The 23970-nt window shown below is 62.1% G+C and carries 24 protein-coding genes; 5 read left to right on the forward strand and 19 right to left on the reverse strand.

Annotated features, from left to right (window positions below):
- Positions 1–36: 36 nt before the first annotated feature.
- The 6 genes from HK436_RS27050 to HK436_RS27075 form a co-directional block, all read right to left on the reverse strand.
- Positions 37–885: an amidohydrolase family protein gene (locus HK436_RS27050; RefSeq protein ID WP_173194744.1), complete on the reverse strand. Its 849-nt coding sequence runs from the start codon at positions 883–885 to the stop codon at positions 37–39.
- On the reverse strand, positions 882–2324 hold the full coding sequence (locus HK436_RS27055) for an amidase (protein WP_173194745.1): 1443 nt from the start codon (positions 2322–2324) through the stop codon (positions 882–884). Before HK436_RS27055 ends, HK436_RS27050 begins: the two co-directional genes overlap by 4 nt.
- A 13-nt stretch (positions 2325–2337) precedes the next feature.
- Positions 2338–3822: a class I adenylate-forming enzyme family protein gene (locus HK436_RS27060; RefSeq protein ID WP_173194746.1), complete on the reverse strand. Its 1485-nt coding sequence runs from the start codon at positions 3820–3822 to the stop codon at positions 2338–2340.
- An 11-nt stretch (positions 3823–3833) separates the two neighbouring features.
- A complete protein-coding gene (locus HK436_RS27065) occupies positions 3834–4595 on the reverse strand; it encodes an extracellular solute-binding protein (RefSeq protein WP_173194747.1) in 762 nt (253 codons plus the stop codon).
- Positions 4538–5134: an extracellular solute-binding protein gene (locus tag HK436_RS27070; protein ID WP_173194748.1), complete on the reverse strand. Its 597-nt coding sequence runs from the start codon at positions 5132–5134 to the stop codon at positions 4538–4540. The genes HK436_RS27065 and HK436_RS27070 overlap by 58 nt, the downstream gene beginning before the upstream one ends.
- Positions 5135–5202: 68 nt before the next feature.
- A complete protein-coding gene (locus HK436_RS27075) occupies positions 5203–6237 on the reverse strand; it encodes an ABC transporter ATP-binding protein (RefSeq protein WP_376769223.1) in 1035 nt (344 codons plus the stop codon).
- Positions 6238–6479: 242 nt separating this feature from the next.
- On the opposite strand from HK436_RS27075, the gene HK436_RS27080 reads away from it, so the two are divergent.
- From HK436_RS27080 to HK436_RS31940, 3 genes are all read left to right on the forward strand, one after another.
- Complete coding sequence (locus HK436_RS27080) at positions 6480–7340, forward strand: LysR substrate-binding domain-containing protein (RefSeq protein ID WP_280515866.1); 861 nt, start codon at positions 6480–6482, stop codon at positions 7338–7340.
- A 584-nt stretch (positions 7341–7924) separates the two neighbouring features.
- The gene (locus tag HK436_RS31935) at positions 7925–8971 is read left to right on the forward strand and encodes a sodium:proton antiporter (RefSeq protein ID WP_244649463.1); all 1047 of its coding nucleotides are present in this window, start codon (positions 7925–7927) and stop codon (positions 8969–8971) included.
- On the forward strand, positions 8892–9707 hold the full coding sequence (locus tag HK436_RS31940) for an SLC13 family permease (protein ID WP_244649464.1): 816 nt from the start codon (positions 8892–8894) through the stop codon (positions 9705–9707). The genes HK436_RS31935 and HK436_RS31940 overlap by 80 nt, the downstream gene beginning before the upstream one ends.
- Positions 9708–9883: 176 nt before the next feature.
- Here the strand turns inward: HK436_RS31940 and HK436_RS27090 are convergent, their stop codons facing one another.
- From HK436_RS27090 to HK436_RS27140, 11 genes are all read right to left on the reverse strand, one after another.
- The gene (locus HK436_RS27090; RefSeq protein WP_173194751.1) at positions 9884–10312 is read right to left on the reverse strand and encodes an alpha/beta fold hydrolase; all 429 of its coding nucleotides are present in this window, start codon (positions 10310–10312) and stop codon (positions 9884–9886) included.
- On the reverse strand, positions 10270–10677 hold the full coding sequence (locus HK436_RS27095) for an alpha/beta fold hydrolase (protein ID WP_173194752.1): 408 nt from the start codon (positions 10675–10677) through the stop codon (positions 10270–10272). Before HK436_RS27095 ends, HK436_RS27090 begins: the two co-directional genes overlap by 43 nt.
- Entirely contained in the window at positions 10658–11413 is a 756-nt protein-coding gene (locus HK436_RS27100; protein ID WP_173194753.1) for an SDR family oxidoreductase, read from the reverse strand. The genes HK436_RS27095 and HK436_RS27100 overlap by 20 nt, the downstream gene beginning before the upstream one ends.
- The gene (locus HK436_RS27105; RefSeq protein WP_173194754.1) at positions 11406–11732 is read right to left on the reverse strand and encodes a CoA-transferase family III protein; all 327 of its coding nucleotides are present in this window, start codon (positions 11730–11732) and stop codon (positions 11406–11408) included. Before HK436_RS27105 ends, HK436_RS27100 begins: the two co-directional genes overlap by 8 nt.
- 35 nt (positions 11733–11767) lie before the next feature.
- Positions 11768–12559 carry a CaiB/BaiF CoA transferase family protein gene (locus HK436_RS27110; protein ID WP_173194755.1) on the reverse strand — a complete coding sequence of 264 codons (792 nt, stop codon included), beginning with the start codon at positions 12557–12559 and terminating at the stop codon, positions 11768–11770.
- Positions 12556–13452, reverse strand: a complete 897-nt coding sequence (locus HK436_RS27115) for an HpcH/HpaI aldolase/citrate lyase family protein (protein WP_173194756.1) — start codon at positions 13450–13452, stop codon at positions 12556–12558. Before HK436_RS27115 ends, HK436_RS27110 begins: the two co-directional genes overlap by 4 nt.
- A gap of 3 nt (positions 13453–13455) precedes the next feature.
- Entirely contained in the window at positions 13456–13686 is a 231-nt protein-coding gene (locus HK436_RS27120) for a hypothetical protein (RefSeq protein WP_173194757.1), read from the reverse strand.
- Entirely contained in the window at positions 13683–15698 is a 2016-nt protein-coding gene (locus HK436_RS27125) for a TRAP transporter permease (RefSeq protein ID WP_173194758.1), read from the reverse strand. Before HK436_RS27125 ends, HK436_RS27120 begins: the two co-directional genes overlap by 4 nt.
- Positions 15699–15760: 62 nt before the next feature.
- Positions 15761–16120 carry a TAXI family TRAP transporter solute-binding subunit gene (locus tag HK436_RS32600; RefSeq protein WP_280515867.1) on the reverse strand — a complete coding sequence of 120 codons (360 nt, stop codon included), beginning with the start codon at positions 16118–16120 and terminating at the stop codon, positions 15761–15763.
- Positions 16041–16781, reverse strand: a complete 741-nt coding sequence (locus HK436_RS27135) for a TAXI family TRAP transporter solute-binding subunit (RefSeq protein WP_173194759.1) — start codon at positions 16779–16781, stop codon at positions 16041–16043. Before HK436_RS27135 ends, HK436_RS32600 begins: the two co-directional genes overlap by 80 nt.
- A gap of 51 nt (positions 16782–16832) precedes the next feature.
- On the reverse strand, positions 16833–18023 hold the full coding sequence (locus HK436_RS27140) for a CoA transferase (RefSeq protein ID WP_173194760.1): 1191 nt from the start codon (positions 18021–18023) through the stop codon (positions 16833–16835).
- A 100-nt stretch (positions 18024–18123) separates the two neighbouring features.
- Between HK436_RS27140 and HK436_RS27145 the strand changes: the two genes are divergently transcribed.
- Both HK436_RS27145 and recQ read left to right on the forward strand, forming a co-directional pair.
- The gene (locus tag HK436_RS27145; protein WP_173194761.1) at positions 18124–19020 is read left to right on the forward strand and encodes a LysR family transcriptional regulator; all 897 of its coding nucleotides are present in this window, start codon (positions 18124–18126) and stop codon (positions 19018–19020) included.
- Positions 19021–19490: 470 nt separating this feature from the next.
- On the forward strand, positions 19491–21290 hold the full coding sequence (recQ, locus tag HK436_RS27150) for a DNA helicase RecQ (protein WP_173194762.1): 1800 nt from the start codon (positions 19491–19493) through the stop codon (positions 21288–21290).
- Positions 21291–21385: 95 nt separating this feature from the next.
- Here the strand turns inward: recQ and HK436_RS27155 are convergent, their stop codons facing one another.
- The gene (locus HK436_RS27155; protein WP_173194763.1) at positions 21386–22510 is read right to left on the reverse strand and encodes a P1 family peptidase; all 1125 of its coding nucleotides are present in this window, start codon (positions 22508–22510) and stop codon (positions 21386–21388) included.
- Positions 22511–22558: 48 nt separating this feature from the next.
- Positions 22559–23935: an amidase gene (locus tag HK436_RS27160; RefSeq protein WP_173194764.1), complete on the reverse strand. Its 1377-nt coding sequence runs from the start codon at positions 23933–23935 to the stop codon at positions 22559–22561.
- Between the last annotated feature and the right edge of the window lie 35 nt (positions 23936–23970).

Below are 23970 nucleotides of genomic sequence, written 5' to 3' on the forward strand. Positions count from 1 at the left end.
CCGCCCTCCTCCCGAGCCGACCGGCCCAATTCCATTTCAAAGACGCAGGAAACGCTTTGCGTTCTCGTACAGCCATTTGCGCTTTACCGTTTCGTCCAGCGGCAGGGCGTTGATTTCGTCCACGCACCATTCGACCGGCATCAGCGGAAACGAGGAGCCGAAAATGATGCGGTCCTGCAGGATGGATTTGCCGTAGGCCAAGAGCCCCTCATAGCCCGAACCCGGCGTGTTGAGATATTTGGGTCGAACCGCAACCAGGCCGATATGGACGTTGGCATGGCGCCAGGCGACACCGATCAGCTCATGGACCCACGGGAAGCCGGGAGGCCCGGCGCAGACGCGAAGCTCGGGAAAATGCACCATGACCTCGTCCAGCAGCGCCGGCCGGCCATACTCCATGAGTGTGGAGGTGGCGAAGTTGATCGACGTGTGGAGATTGACCGGAATGTCGAGCTCGATGCACTTGGCATAGAGCGGATACATACGCGGATCGTTGATCGCCAGCTTGTGCTCGAAACACTGTAGATTAAGGCCCTTGAGCCCGAGATCGCGCACCGCATGCTCAAGCTCACGAACCGCGGCTATCCCCTTGTGCGGATCGACACCCGCAAAGCCGATGAAACGCTCTCCCTGCTTGCGACAGAAGGCAGCGACGTCCTCGTTGGAAATCTTCCAGCCGAAGGTCGATTCGAGATCGCGCGCTTTGACCACGACATGCTGCGCGCCCGCGGCGTCATAGGCCGACAGATAATCTTCCAGCGTCGCCGGACGGGACTGTGCCGCATTCTCACTCGCGCCGTACACCGTTCTGTACCGGTGCAGATGACCTGTCGCAGTTTGCGTGAATTCTGGCACCGGCGGCCGGCTTGCGTAGTCGATGATCATTGCGGGTTTCCTTCAACGGCAAGAGCCGGCCAGCGGTCCGCCCAGGGCGAAAGCGACTCGATCGCAGCGGCGATCGACAAAAGAAGTGGTTCGGAATGCCACGGTCCGACGATCTGCAGTCCGACGGGCAGGCCCGCGCCGGAAAAACCGCATGGCACCGAGATGGCCGGGTTACCGGAGGGATTGAACGGGATTGTGTAGCAATACCAGGTTTCACGAAGTGGACCGAGCGTATTGCCGTCGATCACCAGCGGCTCGTTGGAGCATTGCTCGATGTCGAGCGAAGGTACGGAGACCGTCGGCGTGACAAGGACATCGGCATCCGCGAAAAGCGATTGCATGCTGCGGTAGTGCCGCGTGCGATCGGCGATGGCATGGGCGACTTCCTCACCGCTGAATGCGCGCCCCTGCTCCAGCCCTTCGACAAGGGCCGGATCCATCCTGTCGCGCCATCGATCAAGCAGATGGCCGAACCGGGCGGCCTGATAGGCGCGCATCAGCTTCAAGGCGGCAGCAAGGTTCCAGTCCCCGATCGGATCGTCGCCCCTAATCTCGGCACCTTCGCCTTCAAGGCGCGCCACCATACTGGCGCACAGCCGTTCGACCTCCGGGTCGAGATAGCTGTTTTGCGTCCTTGGAAGATAGCGGATGCGAAGTCCCTTCAGGACATTGATCGGATCGGACGGCAGATTTACGGGCCCGGCATTGCCCGCCAGAGACCAGGGGTCACGCGGGTCGGGCCCGTGCATGACGGAGTACAACAGGGCCGTATCCGACACCGAGCGCGCCATCGCGCCAATGCAGGTCAGCGAGCCGAAGAGATCGGAATTGGTCTCGTGCGGCACCGCGCCGATAGTTGGCTTCAATCCGACGATGCCACAGCAAGATGCCGGGATGCGGCCAGAGCCTGCACCGTCCGTTGAGACAGCAAGCGGCGAAAAGCCCATAGCCGCGCTGACAGCCGCGCCGCCGCTGGAACCGCCGGGGCTCTTCGACACATCCCAGGGATTGCGCGTGTAGCCGTAGGCGGGGCTGTCCGTCAAAACCTTGTGCCCGAGCTCCGGCGTCGTCGTCTTGCCAATAATGATGGCTCCCGCCGCCCGCAGTCGCGCCACCGCTTCCGCATCCTCGGCGGGAACATTGTCGGCAAATGCGTGCGAGCCGAAGGCCGTGACCATGCCTCTCGTCGCCACGAGGTCCTTTACCGATACGGGAACCCCGTGCAGCGATCCCACTGCGGCTCCCGACGCGAGCGCATTGTCCGCCGCATCGGCAGCCTTCAACGCCCCTTCTGCATCCAGCAGTGCGAACGCATTGACCTGGCCATCCAGTGCCTGGATGCGCGTCAAGAAGGCCTCGACGACATCACGGGAGGACACTTCCCGGGCGCGAATTCGCGATGCAAGTTCACCCGCCGGAAGGCGCCATATGCTGGTCATTGCGGTCTCTCCTTCAGCGCCACACCTTGTCGACGCGATCGAACGAACCCGTTCGAAGATCTTCCCTGGCCTTGATGAGTTCTCCCTTGGCAATTTTCTCCGATGGCGTTCGGGGAAGACTCTCGACGATCTCGTAATAACGCGGCACCTTGAACGCGGCGAGGTTGGCGGCACAATGCGCGATCGCGGCCTCCACAACCGCGTCGGCCTTGTCCTGGGGAACGGCCGGGACGATGTAGGCTTTCACCTCCTGACCGCGAAGATCGTCCGGAACGCCCACCACGGCGGCATCGAGAACGCCCGGCCCGTCGCGCAAAACCGCCTCGACCTCTCTCGCGGCAACGTTTTCGCCCGCACGCCGCACCATGTCCTTCTTGCGGCCGACGATGTAGAAAAAGCCCTTTTCATCCTGCCGGAAAAGATCGCCGGTGCGGAACCACTCGCCGAAGAAGCTCTCCTTGTTGGCCTCGGGCTTCTTGTAATAGCCCTGCATGATGCCGAGGCCCCGGACCACCAGTTCGCCCTCTTCCCCTCGCGCGACGTCGATACCCTCATCATCGACGATCCGGCACTCGCGAAACGGCGCGGGAAGGCCACATGAGCCGGAGCCGACCATCTCCGTGTGTTCAAGCGGCATATAAAGCGTCGGTCCGACTTCGGTCATGCCGAAGGCCTCCATAGCAGGCAGATTGAACCGGCGACGGAGATCGGCATGAATCTGCTTTCGCACCCCATAGATGTTGGCGCGACGCACGACCAGTTCGCCGTCCTGCGGTGATGGCGGCTGCTTGTAGGCGATCTCGGGAAACAGGCAAAAATGGATCCTGTGCTCGCGAAGCCAGCCCGCGAAGCGGCTGGAGCTTTGCCTGTTCGCCACGAACAGCGTCGCGCGCTGGTGAAAGGCCAGCAGCATCAGCCATTGAGGATCGAGATAGAAGAAGGGGGTCGACGCGAACACGCGCTCATAGCGGCGGCCGTCACGCAAACCGTTGACGAAACTTGCCATCACCCAATAGCGGTGCGTGAGCATGCAGCCCTTGGGAAAGCCGGTGGTGCCGGATGTGTACTGGATATTCATCAGGTCGTCCGGATCGACCTCGTAGTCGAGCGAGACGGCGATAGACTGGCCAGCCCCCAAATCGCTCCAGGAGCGATATGTTTCGGCCGCGCCGACGACGGCAATCCTGTCGGCCGTGACCTTGATCTCGCCAAATGAGGAAAGGTGCCCGGCCAGAGCAGCGTGGTCGGCGTGAACGATCAGGAATTCGGCTTCGGAGTCCGTGACCACGTAATGAAGCTCGCGCGCCGTATAGCGCGTGTTGACCGGCGCCATCACCGCCCCGATCCGGGCAAGCGCCAGCCATATGATCGGCATCTCAGGGATATTGGGAAGCATGACGGCTACATGCGTTCCGCGCGTCACACCCCAGCTCAGCAAGGTATTGACCGCCTGCCCGACCTTTTCGACCAGTTCGGAATAGGTCAGCGTTTCTCCCAACTCGAAGAAATTCAGCGCGTCACGCCCGCCCGCCTCCGCCGCCGCCTGATCGAGAAGAGCGCCGATGTTTCTTGGGAGCTGCGCCCCTCAAGCGCGTCCCGCCGACCTTGCGGGTTCATTCGGGAAAGCGCGTCGATAAATGTTTCAACAGGCAAAGGGGCATCAATAACAGGGGACATCGTCGCGCTGTTCCTCAATCTGGGTAGGGTTCTGGTCTTGATAGACGGCCGCGCCACGTCGCCATGGCGCGGCAAGCCGTTATTCGACAGCGCCGATGAGCTGTTCGAGCATGTTGATGCGATCGCGTTCCTGTTCGGCGATGTACTGCCAGTCGGGCTGATAAACGCTTCCATCAGCTCCTTGAACGTCATGCCCATCTGTTCTTCAGCCTCTGGAGGGAGGACCGCGTTGGAGTTGAGCGGAAGGTAGCCACCCAGGATCGAGCCGCGAAGCTGGGGTTCGGCCCTAGACACGAAGTCCAGAAACTTCTTCGTGTCCTCCAGCCGCTTCGCCCCTTTCGGAACGACCAGCATGTACGGGATCATCAAAACGCCTTCCTTCGGCGCGACCATGGTGACGTTTTCAGCGCCTTGCTGGCGCAGGTGCCAGACCCGGCCGGAATAATATGGCCCGGCGGCTATTTCGCCGCGCGTCAGAAGATTGTTCATATGCGCGATCGAGCTGTAGGTCGTCAGCGTGTTGGCGGCCACCTTCTTCAGCAGTTCGAGGCCCGGCTCCGGGTTGCGCTCGTCGCCACCCATCGCCTTGGCCATGATCGGCAGATCATAGGATGACAGATAGATCGGGCGCGTGATCGCCAGAAGATCACGCCATTTCTCGTCGCCGGATTGCTCCACGAACTGAACTCTTCCGGCTTGGCGAGGTCGGTGTTGACCGCGATTCCGTAATACATGAAATACGGGCTGACGCCTGCCAGCTTCCCGTCTTCGCTGCGCATCAGATAGTCGGGATTGGTTTCTGCGGCAGTGGGAATATCGGCGGGATCGAACAACTCGATCATGCCGTCCTTCAGCAGGTTGGCACCCTGCGGATAGGTCACCATGACCGCATGATATTGCGGGTCGCCTGCCTGTGTGCGCAATTGTGCTTCCGGCGTGGGCACCGGCACGATACGCACGTCGAGACCCGTTTCCTCCTTGAAGGGTTTTGCGAAGGCTTCCTCCCACACGGCTTCAACACCGCCACCCCATGTTGCGATGAGCAACTCTTCCGACGCAGCGGGGCCGATACCTGTAGCCAGCGCGAGAAACGAAACCCCGGCAATGCATTTTGCTTTCAGTAATTTCGGCATATCTTCCTCTCCCATTGTTAAGCATCGTTGCGATGTAGCGGCTGCATCTGCGGCCTGCTCGCAGAGATTCAGGCAAGCGGGACCAGCGCCATGCTGTCGTCGCTCCAACCGACATAGACGTCCTGGCCGGTTTCGAATTGCTGCGTTCCAACCTGGGTGTTGGGCGTCAGGACGATGAGTTCGCCAATCGTCGGCGCCTCTTTCAGTGTGACCACGTAACGCGTGTTGGCGCCGACGTAGGAACACTCCGTAACCAGGCCTGGAAGCGCAGTTGCACCCGCGGTTTCGTGCGCAATGGAAACGTGTTCGGGGCGCACCGAAATGCCGACCCGCTCGCCCGCGCTCAGGGAATAAGGGGTTCGCAACCGCGCCTCCCGGCAAAGTTCCGGGATCGAAACCTGCAAACCGCCATCGAACGCCGAAGCCACACTTCCCTCGAAAAAATTCGTATCGCCCACGAACCGGGCGACAAAAGGCGTCATCGGGCTTGCGTAGATCGCCTGTGGCTCCCCCAGTTGCTCGACCTTCCCGTTATTCATCACGGCGATGCGGTCCGACATCGCCAGCGCTTCCTCCTGATCGTGCGTGACAAAAATGAAGGTCGTGCCGATGCGTCTCTGGATCTGCTTGAGTTCCTGCTGCATTTGCCGTCTCAGCTTGAGATCCAGGGCACTCAGAGGCTCATCCAGAAGCAGGACCTCCGGCCGGATTACAATCGCCCGCGCAAGCGCGACGCGCTGCTTCTGGCCTCCGCTGAGTTCATGAATCTTGCGGCTTTCGAACCCCTGGAGTCCGACGAGTTGCAGTGCCTCGTCCACACGCCTGACGATTTCCGCTTTGTCGACAGATCGAACCCGCAGCCCGTAGGCGACGTTTTCACCGACCGAGATGTGGGGAAACAGGGCGAGGTTCTGGAACACCATCCCTATGGGGCGGGCATAAGGAGGCCGCTCGTTGACACGAGAGCCAGCAATGCGGATTTCGCCAGATGTCGGCCTCTCGAAGCCGGCAATCATGCGCAGCAGTGTTGTCTTGCCGCATCCGCTGGGACCGAGAAGCGAGAGAAACTCCCCGCGCCGGACCGTGAACGAGACGCCGTCCACAGCCCGAAATCCTCCGAATGTTTTGTGAACATTCTCGATTTCAAGCGCAAAGCTTATATCTCCGCCCGACGATCTCAACAGCACTCCTCCCGCTGCATGGCCCTGAATTCGGTTCATAATCTGCCCTCAAAGCCACTTTCATCCAACAGAACACGCCGCAAGGGTGCCTGCAAATTTCAAGTGAGCGTATCTTCATAATCAAAAGTAATGTTAGATGCGACCTGACACTCGGGGACCCAGTCATGCCGATCACCCATCGTCAACTCGAAGCGTTTCGCATGTTCATGGAAACGGGCAGCGTTACCGCCGCGGCTGAAAGAATGCGGGTCACACAACCTGCGGTCAGCAAGATTCTCGCCGGCCTGGAGATGGACCTGAAACTGCAGCTTTTCATCCGCGAGAAGAAGCGGCTGGTACCAACCGACGAGGCCGAGCTTCTTCACCAGGAGGTTCTGCGCATTATGTCGTCGCTGGCCGAGGTCGAGAATTTCGCCGACGATCTGCGCAACCTGCGCGCCGGCGAGCTACGCATCGCGACGGCCGCCTCGGTCGGGCAAACGCTGATCGCCGATACGATCGCGCATTTCTCCGCTCAGCACCCCAAGACCCGAATGCTCTTCTACATCACCAGCGGCGTTGGCCATTCGGTGATGACCCAACAGGTGGATATCGGCTTTTCGTTCCTGAGGTTCCAGCACCCCCTCCTCCACACGCAGCCACTCTTCTATTCCCGCGCGGTGTGCATCGTTCCCGCCGGTCACCGTCTTGCGGAGAAGGAAGTGGTGAGCCCGGAAGACCTGAGGGATGAGCAGTTCATCTCCTTCATGCGTGACAGCCGGATGCGGCACATCATCGACGCGCTGTTTGAAAGCAGGGGCGTGGCACGCCAGACGCAATACGATGTCTATTCCTCCGGAGAGGCCTGCGCTCTCGTCGAGCGGGGCGTGGGTGTGAGCATCGTCGAGCCGCTTGGGGTTGCCTACCGGCAGCCACCTGGCATCACCGTTTGCAGGCTGGAGCCGGCCATCCACTTCACGTTCAACATGCTGCTGCCGCGGTTCAAAAGGCATCGCAGCTCACAAGCAAGTTTGTCGCTGACCTGAAGGGGCGTATCGTGCAGTTCGGTGCCCTTGAGGATCCAAGAGGACTGCGCGAAATCAAACTCGCGGAAGACACCGAAAAGTAGCGCTTACGATTGACGGGGACCACAAGCGGCCGAAAAGCCAACTCATCGCTGGGTACGCTCGCCCTTGCGCGGACCGCCGCAGGCTGCCAGATCGAGTATCTTCACCAACCCCTGGCCCTTCACCAACGGCGGATCAACGACCGCAGCTGGGTTCCGGCAATTCTTCTTTTAGGAGCACCTGCTCAGACCGAATGACTTGCACGGTGCCGACTGGAGAACCGTCAATACGGACTGTGCGGGAAGTTTGTCTTCGCCTCCGCCCGCCGCACTGGACGCATGAAAATGCAAACGCAATCCAAGGCGGTCGGGCAACGCTCCCATGTGCGCCTCAAGTCCCTCACAAAACGGGGATCACAATGATCACGGGCTTCAGCCGCCATCTTGAGCCCGGTGGCGGCACCCCGCATCAATCGGTTTGCTGACCGACAAATCCTCTTTTGCTCATGGACCCAAAGTCGCTGGTTCCGCGTTTTAGAAACTCGGATCTGGGCGCATGAGGAAATGATGGCCGGACTTCTTGCGAGCTACGAGGCTCCAATTGCCCTCGGGCTTGTTTTTTTGCTCTTTGTCATGTTCGTCTGGGAGAAGTATCCGGCCAACGTCACCGCATCCGCCGGCGCTGCCCTTTTCCTCGTCCTCGGCTTTGTGCCAACTGATAAGGCAATGGCGGTATTCTCTAATTCCGCACCTTTGACAATTGGTGCCATGTTCGTTCTCACCGGTGCCCTGGTGCGTACAGGCGTCCTGGAGAATGTCGCCGGAATGGTGCTCGACCGCTCCAAGAAGTACCCCAGGCTGGCGCTGGGTGTATTTTTGCTGGCCGCGCTCGCGGCCTCGGCCTTCATGAACAATACGCCCGTCGTCCTGGTGTTGATCCCGATCGTCATCCGTCTGGCCGCTGCGCTCGACATTGCATCAACACGGCTTCTGATACCCATATCATATGCGGCCATTCTCGGCGGAACGCTGACTTTGATCGGCACGTCGACCAATCTTCTGGTCGATGGCGTTGCCCGCGAACAGGGACTGGCGTCTTTCTCGATCTTTGAGATCACACCCGTCGGACTTGTCGCCGCCGCGACGGGCATTGTTACCATGCTTGTGCTCGGCAAATTCCTATTGCCGGACCGACGCGAAGAAAATGGAGACCTGTTCGCCGATGGCGACGGCGAATTTCTCTCGGAGGTTACGGTCCTAGCTGACGGCATCTATACCGAAAAGCCCATCGAGGAGATTGCAGACTTCAACCAGCCGGGCGTCCGCATCACGGGAGTTCGCACCGACGGCAACGTGGTGCGGAAAAATTACCAAGACATCGTCCTTAAAAGGGCGATCCCTCATAGTCGTCGCCAAGTCGCAGGAGCTGTTGACGCTAAACGAGCGCGAAGGCCTACGGGTAGGGCAACGTCGCGGCGCGGCGGGCGAAGGAGAGCGGATTGCTGTGGAGGCTGTGGTCGCGCCCGGCCGGATGAGCCAAGGCACGCCCCTTTCAAGCCTGACACTGGGTCGTCGCTTCGGCGTGCGGGTTCTGGGCGTCCACCGTCATAAGCATGTCGCCGGTCCCGATCTTGGCACTACGCGACTGCGGCCTGCGGACAAGCTGTTGCTCGAAGGCACGCCTGAAGCACTCGACGAGCTTTCAGACCAGAGCGAGCTCGTCTCCGTCACCCGCTCGACGGCACGTGCGTTCCGACGCACCAAGGCTCCTTTGGCGCTGCTGGCACTCGGTCTGGTCGTCGTCCTGGCAGCGTTCAATGTAATGGATATCGGGATTCTTGCGATGATCGCAGTAGCCGCTATTCTCGTGCTGCGCTGCATCGATGAAGACGAGGCATGGGGCTCGATCGACGGCGGGATCCTTATCCTCATTTTCGCAATGCTGATCGTCGGCCAAGGCCTGCAGGAGACCGGTGCCGTGATGCTTGTCGTCGAGACGGTCACGCCCCTCATGTCGATGGTCTCACCTTTCGTCGCCCTGCTCATTGTCTATGCGCTCGCCTCAACGTTGACCGAATGTGTGACGAACAACGCAGTCGCGGTCATCTTTACGCCCATCGTAATTGGGCTTGGCCAACAAACGGGGATCGAGCCAAGGGCGCTCGTTGTAGCCGTCATGTTTGGCGCAAGCGCGAGCTTTGCGACGCCCATTGGCTATCAGACCAACACGCTTGTCTACGGCGCGGGCAATTACAGGTTCAGCGACTTCGTGAAGATCGGACTGCCAATGAACATCGTCGTTGGACTGGCGTCATGTTACGCGATCTATCTTTACTATGGTATGTAAGGCCGCACGCCGCCCGGATAAGTCCATCGCGCCCGGCTTCGACCAAGCTTCCTGATATACCCGGCGTGGCTTCGGCTTTCGATGCGAAGCTGAAATGTCCTCAGCCGAAGGACAGCTTGGTCAGTCCTCAAGTCGGAAGCGGGTGGGCCGCTTCCGGTTCCTGCCCCGGGCCTGCATTAAATGCGCGCGAGCCAGCTTGCGACCACCAACGCGGTGACCGTTGCATCCTCAATATGCGGGCAGTGGCCCGAGCCGGATATTTCCACATAGTCGGAACGTCCAGGCAGCTTCGATAAGGCTTGCATCTCCGAGGCCGTGCGCGTCCTGTCGCGCGAACCTCTCAGCAGCAGAAGCGGGATTGCAGGAAAACGCGAAACCTCTCCCGACAGATCATGTTTGCGGATTGCTGCCAGCATGCCAGCAAAAGTCTCTGCGTTCACACGACCGGCATCGCGGATCAGAGGCTCCAGGTCGATATGTTGGGGTTCCGAAAACCAGCTTTCGACGATCGTGCGTACAGTTTGACCAACGGGTGGTGCGCTTAGGTCACCCACGATTGAACCTATCGAAACTTCACCCTGTGACTGACCGAGACCGCTGTCCATGACAACCATCCCGTTGAGCACTTCCCGCGGTCGCGAAGCATGGTGAGTGCGATGCCGCCTCCCATCGAGTGGCCAACGACAACCAGCTTCCCCGAAGCTGTGCGAAGCTGAGAGACGAGAGTCGCCAGCCGCTCCGCCATCTCCCCGTAGTCGTCCCATGGCTCGTCCGGCGCAAGCCCGAAACCGGGCAGGTCGACGGCTACAGTCGTCCACGATGGGGCATGGACACCCAATGCCTTCTGGAACGGTTCCCAGGAGGCCGCCGACAACATCGCGCCATGCACCAGCAAGGCGATATGCCTACCCTGACCGTAACGGCGCACGCGAAAGCCGGCGAGTATTTGCTCAACGGCCGCCGGAGACATCGAGCAATGCGCCAGTGACGTAGGACGCCGCATCACTCGCCAGCCAAAGGATCGAGGCAGCGACCTCTTGCGGATCCCCGGCGCGTTTCATGGGAATGTTCGGCGCCACCCTTTCCAGCCTGTCCACTAGGCCGGCGCGGGCATGGATCTCAGTGTCGATGAGGCCGGGCCGCACCGCGTTGACGCGGATGCCCTCGTGGGCAACCTCACGAGCGAGGCCGATAGCAAGCGTGTCGGTCGCACCTTTGCTGGCAGCGTAATGCACCCACTCCCCTGCCCCGCCGAGGGCTGCCGCGCGTGAGGAGACGATCACGATCGCCCCTCCCGGCCCGCCTCGCTCCGTGGACATGGCCCGTACCCCTGCCCGTGCGACCAGGAAAGCGCCGAGAATGTTGGTGTCGAACACATTTCTCAGGTCCGCCACAGTCGCATCGGCCAGCCGACCCACCCTCCCGCTTATGCCTGCGTTGACCACGACCGCACTCGGGGCGCCAAACATTGCGTCGGATGCGGCGAAAAGGTCTGCCACCCCGCTCTCGTCCGTCATGTCCGCCTTTACGGCAGTAGCGCGCCCGCCCGCCGCTTCGATTGCAGCCGCGACACGATCGGCAGCGCCTTGGTCTGAAGCGAAGGAAAAACACACATCATAGCCTGCCGCAGCGCCTGCTATGGCGGTAGCCGCCCCTATGCCACGGCTGCCGCCACTGATCACCAGTCCCTTGCGCGCCTCAGCCATCAATGCGTTCTCCCCTTTCGTCACCAAATACCGCCTTCTGGTCAACCCCGAGCGCCGCGTGGCGGAAAGATCGTTTCGTCCCGCTGTCGTCCAGCTGACGCAGCACATGCCCCGGAACGGCGATCTGCCGGCCCGACGGCAAGGTGGCTGGCTGCACATCACCACGGGCGCGAAAATAGGGATCGCGCGCAATGCTCAGTCCGTCGTGAACAGGTGCAACTTCCAAGCCCGACGCCCGTAGCGCCTCGCCAGCTTCATCGACGCTTCTGGCCGCGCCCCATGCACGCAGGGCGGAGAGCGGGTCGCCTTCCTCGCCCACGAGCTTCCCCAAGCGCTGACGCGCTTCATCATCGACTAGAACGGAAAGTTCCGTCCCGTCCGCGCAAGATACGCCAACCAGATGTGTCCCATCATCCGCTGCCCCCATCCGTAAGGGTTGTTGGTCCCGTTGCGAAGCGGCACCCTGCCTTCCTCTGCCAGCATCGCCGACTGCAGTTCGACCATTCGGTGCAACGGTTCGTAGAGCGCGATATCGATCTGGGCCCCCTCTGCGCCGTTGCAATCGCGCGCCCACAATGCCGTTGCCGCACCCAGCAGGCCGAAGAGGCTGGCGGACGCGTCGGCAAGGCTGAAGCCCACATGCAGCGGAATGTCGTCGGGGTCACCCGTCAGCGGCACGATCCCACTGAAGGCTTCGGCGATCTTCCCGAACCCGGGAATGGCGGCCATCGGGCCGGTCTGGCCGAACCCTGAGATGCTGACCATCACCAGCTCCGGATTGACCTGACGCAGGTCCCGCCAGCCGATCCCCAGCCGATCGAGCGCGCCGGGGCGGTTGTTCTCGATCAGTACGTCGGCATCACGGAGGAGTGTCAGCAGCCGCTCCCTATCATCCGCGTCCTTCAGGTCGAGGGTCACGCATTGCTTGTCGCGTACGCCGACGCCCCACCACACAGACAGCCCATCGACCTCAAGTCCGAGTTGGCGTCCCGCATCGCCGCCGTCCGGCCGCTCGATCTTCACGATGTCGGCGCCGAAATCGGCCAGAAGGCTGCCGCAGAGGGGTCCGGCGATGACGTTGCCGAGTTCGACGACCCGCAAGCCTTCGAACGGAAGGCCGTATCCGGTAGCATGGTCTGCGCTCATTGCGTGGTGACGCCGTTGCGGCGGCCCTCTTCCACCACCTCCCGCGCGAGCGGAAGCATGGCGTAGTCCACCATCGAGCCCCGATAGCTGACGGCTGCATCGCCACGCGCGAGTGCGTCTTCCATTGCCGCAATCATTCCTGCGAAGTAGCGAATCTCGTCTTCCGTGGGCCGGAAAACCTTCTGTGCGATCGCGACATGACTCGGATGGATCAGCACCGCGCCGGTGAAGCCGAGGCTCTTGGCTCGCTTTACGAGCATTTCGACCGCCGCATGGTCGTCGAGCTTCGTTCCGATGATGCTGGCCATTGGATACACCGCCCCGCCGGCCCGGCTGTCCAGCACCATCTTGGAGGCGAGATAAAGCTGTTCAGTACCCTCCAGCGACGGGCTGAACCCCACAGCACGCGCAACGTCGCCTGAGATCGGACCGCCGGTGACGCCGATTATACCGCGGCAGCGGTTGCTCGCCGCAGCGAGATCGCGCGCGGCCCACAGCCCTTCAGCCGTTTCCGGCAGTGGCATGATCGCGACCTGCCCGTGCGGCAGCCCCGCGCGTCCTTCCTCGTAGCCGAGAAGCCGGTCAAGCGCCCTGATTTCCTCGACCGTGCGTGACTTCGGCGGCATGATGCCCGCAAGGCCATCGCACACGATCGCCGAAACATCTTCAGCACCGGTTTCCGACATGGCATTGATGCGTACGAAGGCGGGAATGCCTTTCTCCTTCATAAGGCCGATCATGTCACGGGCCATCGCCCGCCCCTCGAACTTCAGCTCCAGCGGAAGCGCGTCCTCCAGGTCGATCACCACAGAATCCGGTGCGAAGCGATCGACCCGTTCTGCCCAGTCGCGCTTGTGTGCCGGGATGAAGAGCATGGTACGAAGTGGCCACATGGTTCAGCTTTCCTCTCGCGTCTTGGATTGTGAAGATCGTTCGCTCTCGCGCGCGGCGGCCACGAACTCCCAGCAGAGCAGCGCGGTAATCGCTGCCGCCGCGACGGCCACATACCCGAGAAAGAGCAGCGGCCGGATGAAGTGGAGGTTGGTACGGGCAGCCGTCCAGTAGAGGATGACGCACACGGCCACCGTTCCCACCCAGACGATCATATTGCGGGTTGAGCGCTTCATTGCGAACTCTCCGAAGATGCAGGTTGGGTACCACCCAAATCTCGCACGGCCTCGCTCGCGCCAGAGGTTTTTGCCCGCCGCCAAAGAACCGCAACTAGTGCAAGGGCGATTGCCAGCCCCGCCAGTTCGGTGACCCGGCTGCTCCAGATCATCATCAACGCCGCCACTGCCAAAAGTGCCCTCTCGTAATGTCGGGCGGTCACGAGGAACCAGCCTTCTATGGCGATCGCCAGCAGGAAGACTCCGCAAGCGGCGGTCGCCGTCGCGATCAGGATCTGCGGCCATGCGCCGTCAAGCAGGAGCGACGTGTCGTAGATGAAGCAGAACGGAACGATGAACCCGGCCATCGCCAGTTTGAAGGCTTGATAGCCGGTCCGGTTGAGATCCGCCTTCGCGATGCTTGCTGCCGCGTAGGCAGCTAAAGCTACCGGCGGTGTCACGTTGGCGAGGATACCAAAGTAGAATGCGAAGAGATGGCTGGCGAGTTCCGGGGCCCCCATCTGCACAAGGCCCGGCACGACCAGCACCGCGACCGTCAGGTAGACCGCCGGCGTCGGCAGACCCATGCCTAGAACCAGGGCAATGATGGCCGTCAGCACCAGTGCGACAGGAAGAACTCCGTTTGACGTCTGAACCACAAAATCCGCAAGCAGATTACCCGCCCCAGACACCCACACCGTCCCCATCAGGATGCCTGCACCGGCGACCGCCACCGCAACTGCGAGGTTGTTCGCGATGCCGTCCACGACCGACTCGACATATGAAACCATTGTCACGCGGGTACTGGCGCGCAGGAGTGAAAGCACAAGCAACGCACCCAGCCCGATCAGGGCCGATCGCTGCGGCGACATGCCGAAGAAGAACGGCGCAACAAGCGCGGCGATCGCAAGCAGGAAATGACCACCGCTGAGCAGAACCGGCCACAGGCGCGGCAGAGCACCCTCAACCTGGCTTAGTTTGTTGCGATGCGCGCGTAATCCGATCTGCGCGAAGATGGCGAAGAAGTAGAGCCCGGCAGGGATGATCGCCGCGATGACGATGTCCCAGTAATTTCGGCCGAGAAATCCCGCCATTAGGAATGCGGCCGAGCCGAGGATTGGCGGCATGATCTGGGCCCCGGAGGAGGCGACGGCCTCCACCGCACCGGCATATTCCGGACGGAAACCGGAGCGCTTCATCAGCGGGATGGTAAAGCTGCCAGTGCCCGCCACGTTGCCGACTACCGAGCCCGAGGCAGTGCCCAGCATGGCGCTCGACGCCACCGCAACATGGGCCGGTCCGCCGGGCCTTCGCCCCATGATGGCCAGCGAAAGATCCTGGAAGAACAAGACCGCGTTGGTGCGGACCAACATGGCTCCGAAGATCAGAAAGATCATAAGATAGGTGGCGGCCACCGCGGTGGTGGGGCCGAATATACCCTGGTCCTGCATGAACAGGATTTCCACCAATGTACGCCAGTTGACGTTCGGCGCGCTGAAGGCGCCGGGGAAATACTCTCCGAACAGGGCCTGTACGATGAAGAGCACAATGATCGCGATCATCGGCCAGCCGAGATAGCGCCGCGTGGCTTCCAGCACCGCCACGAGGTAAGTGACGCCGAAAAACATATCCGCGCCGTTGGGGAATCCGATCCTGCGCGCAAAGCTGGTATAGTCGCCGAAGACATAGATCATTCCGGCAAACATCAGCCCCATCAGGACCACATCCGGCAGAAGGCCTGCGATACCGCGTGCCTGCCAGTGCCGGCCGGTTGCCGACTTCGCAAGCAAGGCGAGCGAAATGGAAGCAAACACGAAGGCTATTCTCTGCAGATAGCCAGTGATGGTGCCGAAGGCCGCGGTGTAGATCAGCAGGATGGCAATCGACAGGCTGAAGAACATGATCGTCACGGCCAGCGCCCGCTGAAGCGGTGTTCCCGCGACAATCACAGTTCGCAGTGGCGCCGTGACCGCGTCGTCGCTTGCAAGCGCGGCCACCCTGTCCGGCACTTCATCCATGGTAGACGAAGACATGCGCAGTCCTCCCTTTCATGAAGGCGCGGCGGACGCCAGCCCGCCACGCCGTCATGTTTACGTCAGGGTGTGTCGTTGCCTGCGGCGATGTAGTTGATATCGATCCCGGCCTCCTCAAAGCAGCGCTTCGCACCGGGATGGAGTGGGATGAACACCGTTGCAGCCGCGCGCGGCGCCATCGTCTCGGCGCCGGCCCAGCCTGGCACCACATCGCCCCAAACCTTGGCGCCGTCGCCTACATAGAGCTGCTTGCACAGCTCGTAGACCGTCTCTTCCGGCACATCCTTGTGCACGATGTAACCGATCGAAAGCTGGATGCCGCTGACCTCTTCCTTCTGCCAGTCATAGGTTTGGGCGGGCATGTCGTTGCGCGAGAAAGTCGGATAGTTCTCCATCAAGGCGTTGAGCACCGGTTCGTCCATCGTGACGAGCCGTGGCGAGTTGTTGGCTGCGAACTGAGTAATGATCGGCCGGATGGTCACCAGTGAAGAAGACCGCGTCCAGCTGGCCATCGCCCATCATTTCGAACTGCTGATTCCAGTCGCCGGTCATCACCAGCCCACCGTTCGCGGCGATCTTGTCGTAGGAAAGATCAACGCCGCCGAGCGCCACCTCCACCATCGTCGCGGTCAAGCTGTCGGCGGGACCGACGCCGATACGCTTGTCGGCGAGATCCGCCCAGCTCTTGATGTCGCTGTCTTCGGTGGTGACGAAAGTCGGGCTCGCCGAGGGACGCTTGAGGAAGCCAAGGTAGCCGCCGAGATAGCGCATGTCGCGCATCTTATCCCGTCCCTCGAAAGTCCGCGTTCCAGTCCACGCATCAAGAACGTTTTCACCGACGCCGTGGCCGAACTGAGCCTCGCCGGTCTGGACACGCGGCGGCGCGGCGGCTGCCGTGCCCGGCAGCCTACGGATCTGAACCGTATCTTCCGGGAAAGTCCGCTTCAGCGCCTCCTCCAGCACCGTGAAGGCCAGGTCGCTCGTCGATCCCGCCGACCCTCGACCAATGATGACGAACGATTTCGTTTCGGCATGCACCGGTGCCAGTGTCACAAAGCTCGCCGCGGCGACGACCGCGGACATGACCAGTGTTCTTATCCTCATTGCACTTTCCTCCCTAGTTGATCCTGTGTGTCAGCCCTTTTTGACGGCTCCCGTCTCCAGCAGCGCCTGTGCTTCCTCCGGCTCGAAACCGATCGCCTCCAACACGGCTTTGCTATGCTCACCGATACGCGGCGCATGGCGCGGCACAGATTGGTCGCGACCTACCTGACGTGGCGTGATCGCCGGCATGCGTCGCCCATCCACCGCAATGACATTGGCGCGCGCGACAACCTGCGGATGTTCCTCAATGTCTCCGGCGTCGTGCACTGGGCCGACAACCACGTCACACTCCCTCGCCATGCGGAGCACGTCCGCAGCGGGGCGTGCGCCAATCCAGGTTGCGATCTCCGCGTCCAGAGCGTCCATATTCTCGCGCCTGGCAGCGGGGGTGGCGAAACGGGGGTCCTGCGCGAGTGCCGGCCCTCCGATCATTGCCAGGAAGCGCGCCGCAACCGGCTGCGTCGCAGCCGAGACCGTGATCAGGCGTCCGTCGCTGGTCTTGAAAATGTTTCCAATGTTGGAGTTCATCGGAAAGCGGTTGCCATTGCGGCGTTCGGCCCGGTCGAGGCCCGAGGCGATGGCAACCTGCCATTCGTTCATTCGCATCAACGCCTCATGCAGTGCAAAGCGTAAGGGGCGTGGGGTACGATCCGCCAGTCTGGCAGCGCGCAGCTCGGCGAGAGCTGCCGAAAGCGCAAGCGTGCCGGCACAGTAGTCTGCGAGCGGCAGTTCGGGCGCGACGCCGAAACCGTCTGCGGCGCCCGTCAGCGCCATGACACCCGACGCGGCCGCGGCGAATTCGCTGCGCGTGCTCCAGGGCCACAAATCGCGACGGTCCGCGCCCGTTGCATGCAGGCAAACGTCGAGCAGCTGCGGCCCCAATCGGTCTGACAGACAATGGGCGAATGCCCACTCGTCGCGAAACAGGATGCCACTCCGCCCTTCCAGTCGGCTGAGGACGGCGGCAAATTCAGGCTTATGCTCATCGAGGCAAAGCGACAGCTTTCCGCGGCCCAGCGCGGCCCACCAGTGTGCCTGCACAGATTCCGGACCCAACCGGCGCAGCGGCGATCCTGCGGCGGGCTCGCATACGATGACCGTCGCGCCGTGGTCTGCAGCCAGCGCCGCCGCAAAAGCAGCCGCGGGCGTAGCGGTGATCTCGACAACGATAAGGCCGGCCAGTGGACGCGCAACATCGGCGCGGACAGCTTCTTGAGGCACCGTATGCACTTCCTCCCGATCGCATAAAGTGTGTGTGGCAACACTCTGGCGATAGGAAAGACTTGTCAAACGAGGACATCTCATCAATAGATTGGGATAAATGATCAATGTGACGCTTAGTCAGCTGGAAACGTTTATCGCCGTGGCCGAGCGGCAAGGGTTTCACGCTGCCGCTCGGCACCTCCACCTTTCTCAATCCGCGGTGAGTCTACGCGTGAGCCTTCTGGAGCAGAGGCTCGGGCTGCGCCTTTTCGAGCGCACCACGCGAAGCGTATCGCTCACGCCGGAAGGGGAACGCCTGCTCAACACCGCACGCCACACACTGCACGATATCGAGCAGCTCATTTTTCAGCTTTCTGATGAAGGTGCCCTCAACAGGGGGCGCTTCCGCATGGCCGCACTTCCGTCCACCGCAGCAACGATTGTGCCGGTCGCTCTTGCCGGGTTCCACGAACGCCATCCAAATATTCAGATCCATGTGATCGATACGGTTGCTGATAGGGCGGTCTCGGCCGTTCTTACGGGTGATGTCGAGTTTGCATTGACGACCGGGGTGCAGCAGCCGCCCGGCCTCGTCTTCGAGCAACTGTTTACCGACGAGTGCCTCGTCGTTGTCCCTCACGACCATCCATTCGCGAAGGATAGCTCGGTCGACATTACGCGGCTGGCCGACGTACCATTGCTGTTACCAGTTGTCGGCTCGGCGTTCCGCGCGGAGATCGATATTGCTTTCGCGACAGCCGGCCTGAAGCCGGTGGCCGAACGTGAGGCGATCAACCTCGCGACCTTGATGGCCTATGCCGAGGTCGGGATGGGTATCACCTTCGTTCCTTCGATGATGAGCCATCGGCTCGATCTGTCGCGCTGCCGCGCACTGCGCCTTGCGCCGGCCCCGCTGATGCGCGACTTCGGGATTCTGAAGAGGGAGGGACGCCCGCTTGCGCCAGCGGCATCCGCCTTCGCGACGTTTCTGAAAACGATGATGAACTCGTCCTGATCGCACGATCGGAGCGCGTCGCCTGAAGTGCGCTGCCTCGGGAGTTAGCTTGGTGCACCGCTGGACGAAGTAGCATCCATCTATGACAACGAGGGGGCGTCAATGAGAAGGGGGATAGAGGCAACCCAGAGCTGGACAGCCCGACCTGACGTCTTGGCACCGGCCGCACACTTGCTGAACCAGATCGGAGATGTATCGGCTTCGGCTCGGCTCGCACCTACCTTTCCCGCATCTTCAGCAAGACGGGCGCCAATCAACAGAGCCAGCTTGTTGCCTTGCTCAAGTCGACGCAGCCGATGCTTCCGTAGGCACATCGGACAGCGCGGAACGCGAAGACATGCAGTGCACATTGTCCAGCGGAACGAAAATCAGAATGCCTTGTGTCAAACGGTTATGGCTCTTCGTCCAGGAATTCATTTCCGATCAAAGCTGCTATGAAGGGCGCTGATTGATTCCCACCCCTGAAGACGATGCCCGCCGACGCCCTCGAAATCCTCAAGACTGTTTACGGTTACGATGCTTTCAGGGGACTGCAGGCGCGTATTGTCGAGCATGTCATAGACGGCGGGAACGCCTTCGTGCTGATGCCGACGGGCGGGGGAAAGTCACTCTGCTACCAGATCCCGGCGATCGTCCGGCCCGGCATGGGCCTCGTCGTTTCGCCGCTGCTGGCGTTGATGGCCGATCAGGTCGCGGCCTTGCGGCAGGCGGGCGTGAGGGCCGCGGCACTCAATTCGGACCTGCCCGCCGACGAACGCAGCGCATTGTGGCGCGACATCCAAGATGGCGCCCTGGACCTGCTTTACGTGGCACCCGAAACGCTGCTGCGTACTGACGTACTGAGGCGGCTCGAACAGGTACACCTATCGCTGATCGCCATCGACGAGGCGCACTGCCTGTCGCAGTGGGGACACGACTTCCGCCCCTCCTACCGTCAGCTCGACGCGCTTGTGAGGCAGTTCCCCGACACGCCACGCATGGCGCTGACGGCGACCGCCGACGAACCGACGCGCGCCGAAATCCTCTCTCATCTGAAGATCGCGGAAGCCGACGCCTTCATCGCCGGCTTCGACCGTCCCAACATCCGCTACGCAATCGAGGAGAAGGACAGTCCGCGCGCGCAACTGAAGGAGTTCCTCAAACGCCACGAAGGCGAGAGCGGCATCGTCTACTGCCTGTCAAAGCGCAAGACCGACGAAACCGCAATCTGGCTGCGCGATCAGGGTTACGATGCCCTCTCATATCACGCAGGCATGGACAAGGCGGCGCGCGAGGCCAACCAGACGCGGTTCCAGCATGGCGATGCGGTGATCATGGTCGCCACCATTGCCTTCGGCATGGGCATCGACAAGCCGGATGTGCGCTTCGTCGCTCATCTCGACCTGCCGGGCAGCATCGAGGCCTATTACCAGGAGACGGGCCGCGCCGGGCGCGACGGCCTGCCGGCCGATGCTCTCATGCTTTACGGCTATGAGGACATCGCGCTGCGCAGCCGGTTCATCGAGGAATCGGACGCGCCCGATCCGCGAAAGCGCATGGAGCGTCAGAAGCTGGATGCGCTGCTCGGGCTGGCGGAGACTGCCGGCTGCCGCCGGCAGGCGCTTCTGTCCTATTTCGGCGACACGGGCGAGCCGTGCGGCAATTGCGACACCTGCGCCGATCCACCAAAGCTTTTCGACGGCACCGTCGCCGCGCAGAAGGCGCTATCCTGCATCTACCGCACCGGCGAACGTTTCGGTCAGGCCTATATCGTCGACGTGCTGCTTGGGGTGCATAACGATCGCATCGCTCAGTTCGGACACGACCGGATTTCCACATTCGGCATCGGCACAGAGCACGATAGCCGCACCTGGCGGGCGATCGTGCGCCAGTTGATCGCTCTGCGCCTGGTTGACGTCGATCTCGCCGGCCATGGTGGGCTATCGATTGCGCAGGCAGGCCGCGACTTCCTGCGGGAGAAATCAGCCCTCATGCTGCGTGTGCCCGCGCCGCCGCGCGCCCGACGCGGCAAGGTATCGCGCATGACGGCGCAGGCGGCCGTATCCGAGGGCGATCGCGACCTGTTCGAGGCGCTCCGACAGAAGCGTACGGAAATGGCCCGCGCGCAGAACGTACCGCCCTACGTGATCTTCCATGACAAGACCCTGATCGAAATCGCGGCTGCGAAGCCTTCGTCCCGCGCCGAAATGGCGAACGTGCCGGGCGTCGGCGAGGCCAAGCTCGATCGCTACGGTCCGGCTTTCCTGACCGTAATTGCCCAGCACGCGTGAAGGAGCTTCGGCGCTCTTCCACATGAAACTCCCAACACCAGACTGCCTCCGCGCGGATATAGTCCGCACGGAGGCAACAGCGTGCCTTCAAGCAGCTATTCGCCGCTGCAGGCTCCGGGGAAACGCACGCAATAGGTCTCGCCCAGTTCCGGATCGGCATTGAGCACCGCATGGGTGATCGCACGCGCATAGACATCGGCCGCTACTGAAAGGATGTCGCGGAACTGCGATGCCTCGACGAAATTCGACTGCGCGACCGTCGACGGATCGTCGCCGAGCGTCACGGCAAACACGGTGTCGCCGTCGCTGGTCGAGTGCGCCGGACGAATGGCCCGGGCCATTCCGTCATTGGCGACGATGGCAAGCCGCTCGGTCTGGCCAGCCGTGAGCGGCGCGCTCGTGGCAACCACGCCGATCGTCGTGTTCTCGCCGGGGCGGATCAGTTCCATGTCCTTCGGCGACGTCGAACAGCCCTGCGGCGGCACCTTGATGTCACCAAACTCGTCGTCGAGCTCGAGCCACAGCGTGTAGAGTTCGCAATTGGCATTGACGTTGTAGACGCGCCCGGCCGGGTTGACGACGACCAGTGCGCCGACGATGGTGCCGTCTGCCATCACGGCGCTGGCAGTGCCGAGGCCGCTTTTCATGCCGGCTGCGCGCGCGCCCGTGCCCGCCCCGACGCTGCCCTGCTCAACAGGGCCGTCCTTGGCGTTGCTGGCGGCAACGTAGCCGTCCTCGCATGGCTTGTCGCCGCGTCCGGGAGGGGCATCGACATCGCTGCGTCCGAGATCGAAGATGATCGCCCCGGGCACATGCGCCCGCCCGCCATAGGTCCATCCCTTTTCGTCGAGGAACTTGACCACGCCGCAGGCCGTGTCGAGGCCGTAGATGCTGCCCCCGCTCAACGTGAGGCCGTGCATGACGACACGTTGAGCGTCCTGATGCTGAGCGGTCAGAAGCGCGGCCAGGCGCGTGCCCGGAGCACCGCCGCTTGGCGACATGCCCATCAGTGCGCCTTCCGGAAAGAGCAGCGCCGTGGTGCCAGTCTGCGCATCCTTGCGGGTGCTGTGCCCGACGAGAATGCCCGGCACGTCCGTGATGGCGTTATTGGGGCCTGTCTTCAGGTCCACAACCGGAATGGGTGCCTGTGCGTGGGCAAGGCCGGCCGCTAGCATCCCGCCCGCGACGAGCGCCGATTTGAGGGTGATTTTAAACGACATTCTTGTCCTCCTTTGTCGTTGAAACCCGCCGGCGAAGCCTCGCCGAACCTACGTGAAGAGCGCTTCGGCCTCCGTCGCCACCTGCAACAAGGCAAGGTCGCGATACCAGGGCGCGCAGATATGCAGCCCGAGCGGCAGGCCGGAAGCCGTCTTGCCGCAGGGAATGGTGATGGCCGGATGGCCGGAGAGGTTTTGCGGAAATGTGAATGGATACCACGCGCCGCGTATCGTCCCGCAATTGACGCCGTCGATCTCGATGTCGCCTGTCGGGTCGACGTCGATCGGCAGGGGCGGCGCGGTCAACGTCGGCGACACCAGTATATCGAAGCGCTCGAACAGCGCCTGAAGCTCGCGAAATAGCCGCGTGCGTGCAGAATTGGCGTTCGAAAGCTCGACGGCGGAATAGCCGTTGCCGAACACGATGGTATCGATCAGCGTCTGGCTCGCCAGTTCCTCTCTTCCCTTGAGAAACGGGCCGGTGCGTGCCGCAAGGCCAACGCGCAGGATGGTGAGGAACACAGGCTCATACGACTTGAAGTCGATGACGGCTTCATCCACCAGCGCGCCGGCGTCTTCCAGCTTCTTCACCGCCGCGGCGGTGATTGCGGCGGTCTCGCGTTCGACCCGCGCGCCACCTTCCGCGATGTAGCCGACGCGCAGGCCAGAAAGCGACGCGCCGCCCTTATGCAGCAGCTTTTCCGCCTGCCCGTAGGTGTCGTGAAAATCCGGCCCGCAAATCGCGCTGAACATCACCGCAACATCGTCAACCGTGCGCGCCATCGGCCCGACATAGGAGTTGGCGCCGAACAGGTCCGGCAGTTGCAGGTGGGGGATCGTGCCAAGCGACGGCTTGAAGCCGACGACGCCGCAGCAGGCCGCCGGAATGCGGCTTGATCCCCCGCCGTCGGTGCCAAGCGACAGCGGCCCCATGCCCGTGGCGACCGCGACGGCCGACCCGGAACTCGACGCGCCGGGCGTCACTTTCGGGTCGATCGGATTGAGCGTGCGGCCGAACAGTGGAGAGGTCGCCGCCTGCAGATGGCCGAATTCCGGCGTGGTCGTCTTGCCGACGAGGATCGCGCCCGCAGCCTTCGAGCGCGCGACGGAAACGGCATCGGTGGTTGGTACGTTGTCCTCGAACAGCCGCGAGCCCATCGTCGTGCGCACGCCGGCGGTGTTGAGCAGGTCCTTGACCGAATAGGGCACACCGTGCAGCGGCGGCAGCTCGCCACCCGTCATGACCTTGTCCTCCGCCAGCCGGGCCTGCGCCCGCGCTTCCTCATGTGTCACCGTGATGAACGCATTCAGATCGCTGCGGTCGTCGATGCGCTGGAGCACGGCGTCGACCAGCTCCACCGGCGAAACCTCCTTTGCCCGCACGGCGGAGGCCATCTGCGTGGCGGTGAGGTCGGCGAGGTGAGACATAGGCGTTCTCCGATAATCGATCGTTTCGGGTGTGG

This window comes from Neoaquamicrobium sediminum (assembly GCF_013240295.1).
GTDB classification, from domain to species: Bacteria; Pseudomonadota; Alphaproteobacteria; order Rhizobiales; family Rhizobiaceae; genus Aerobium; species Aerobium sediminum.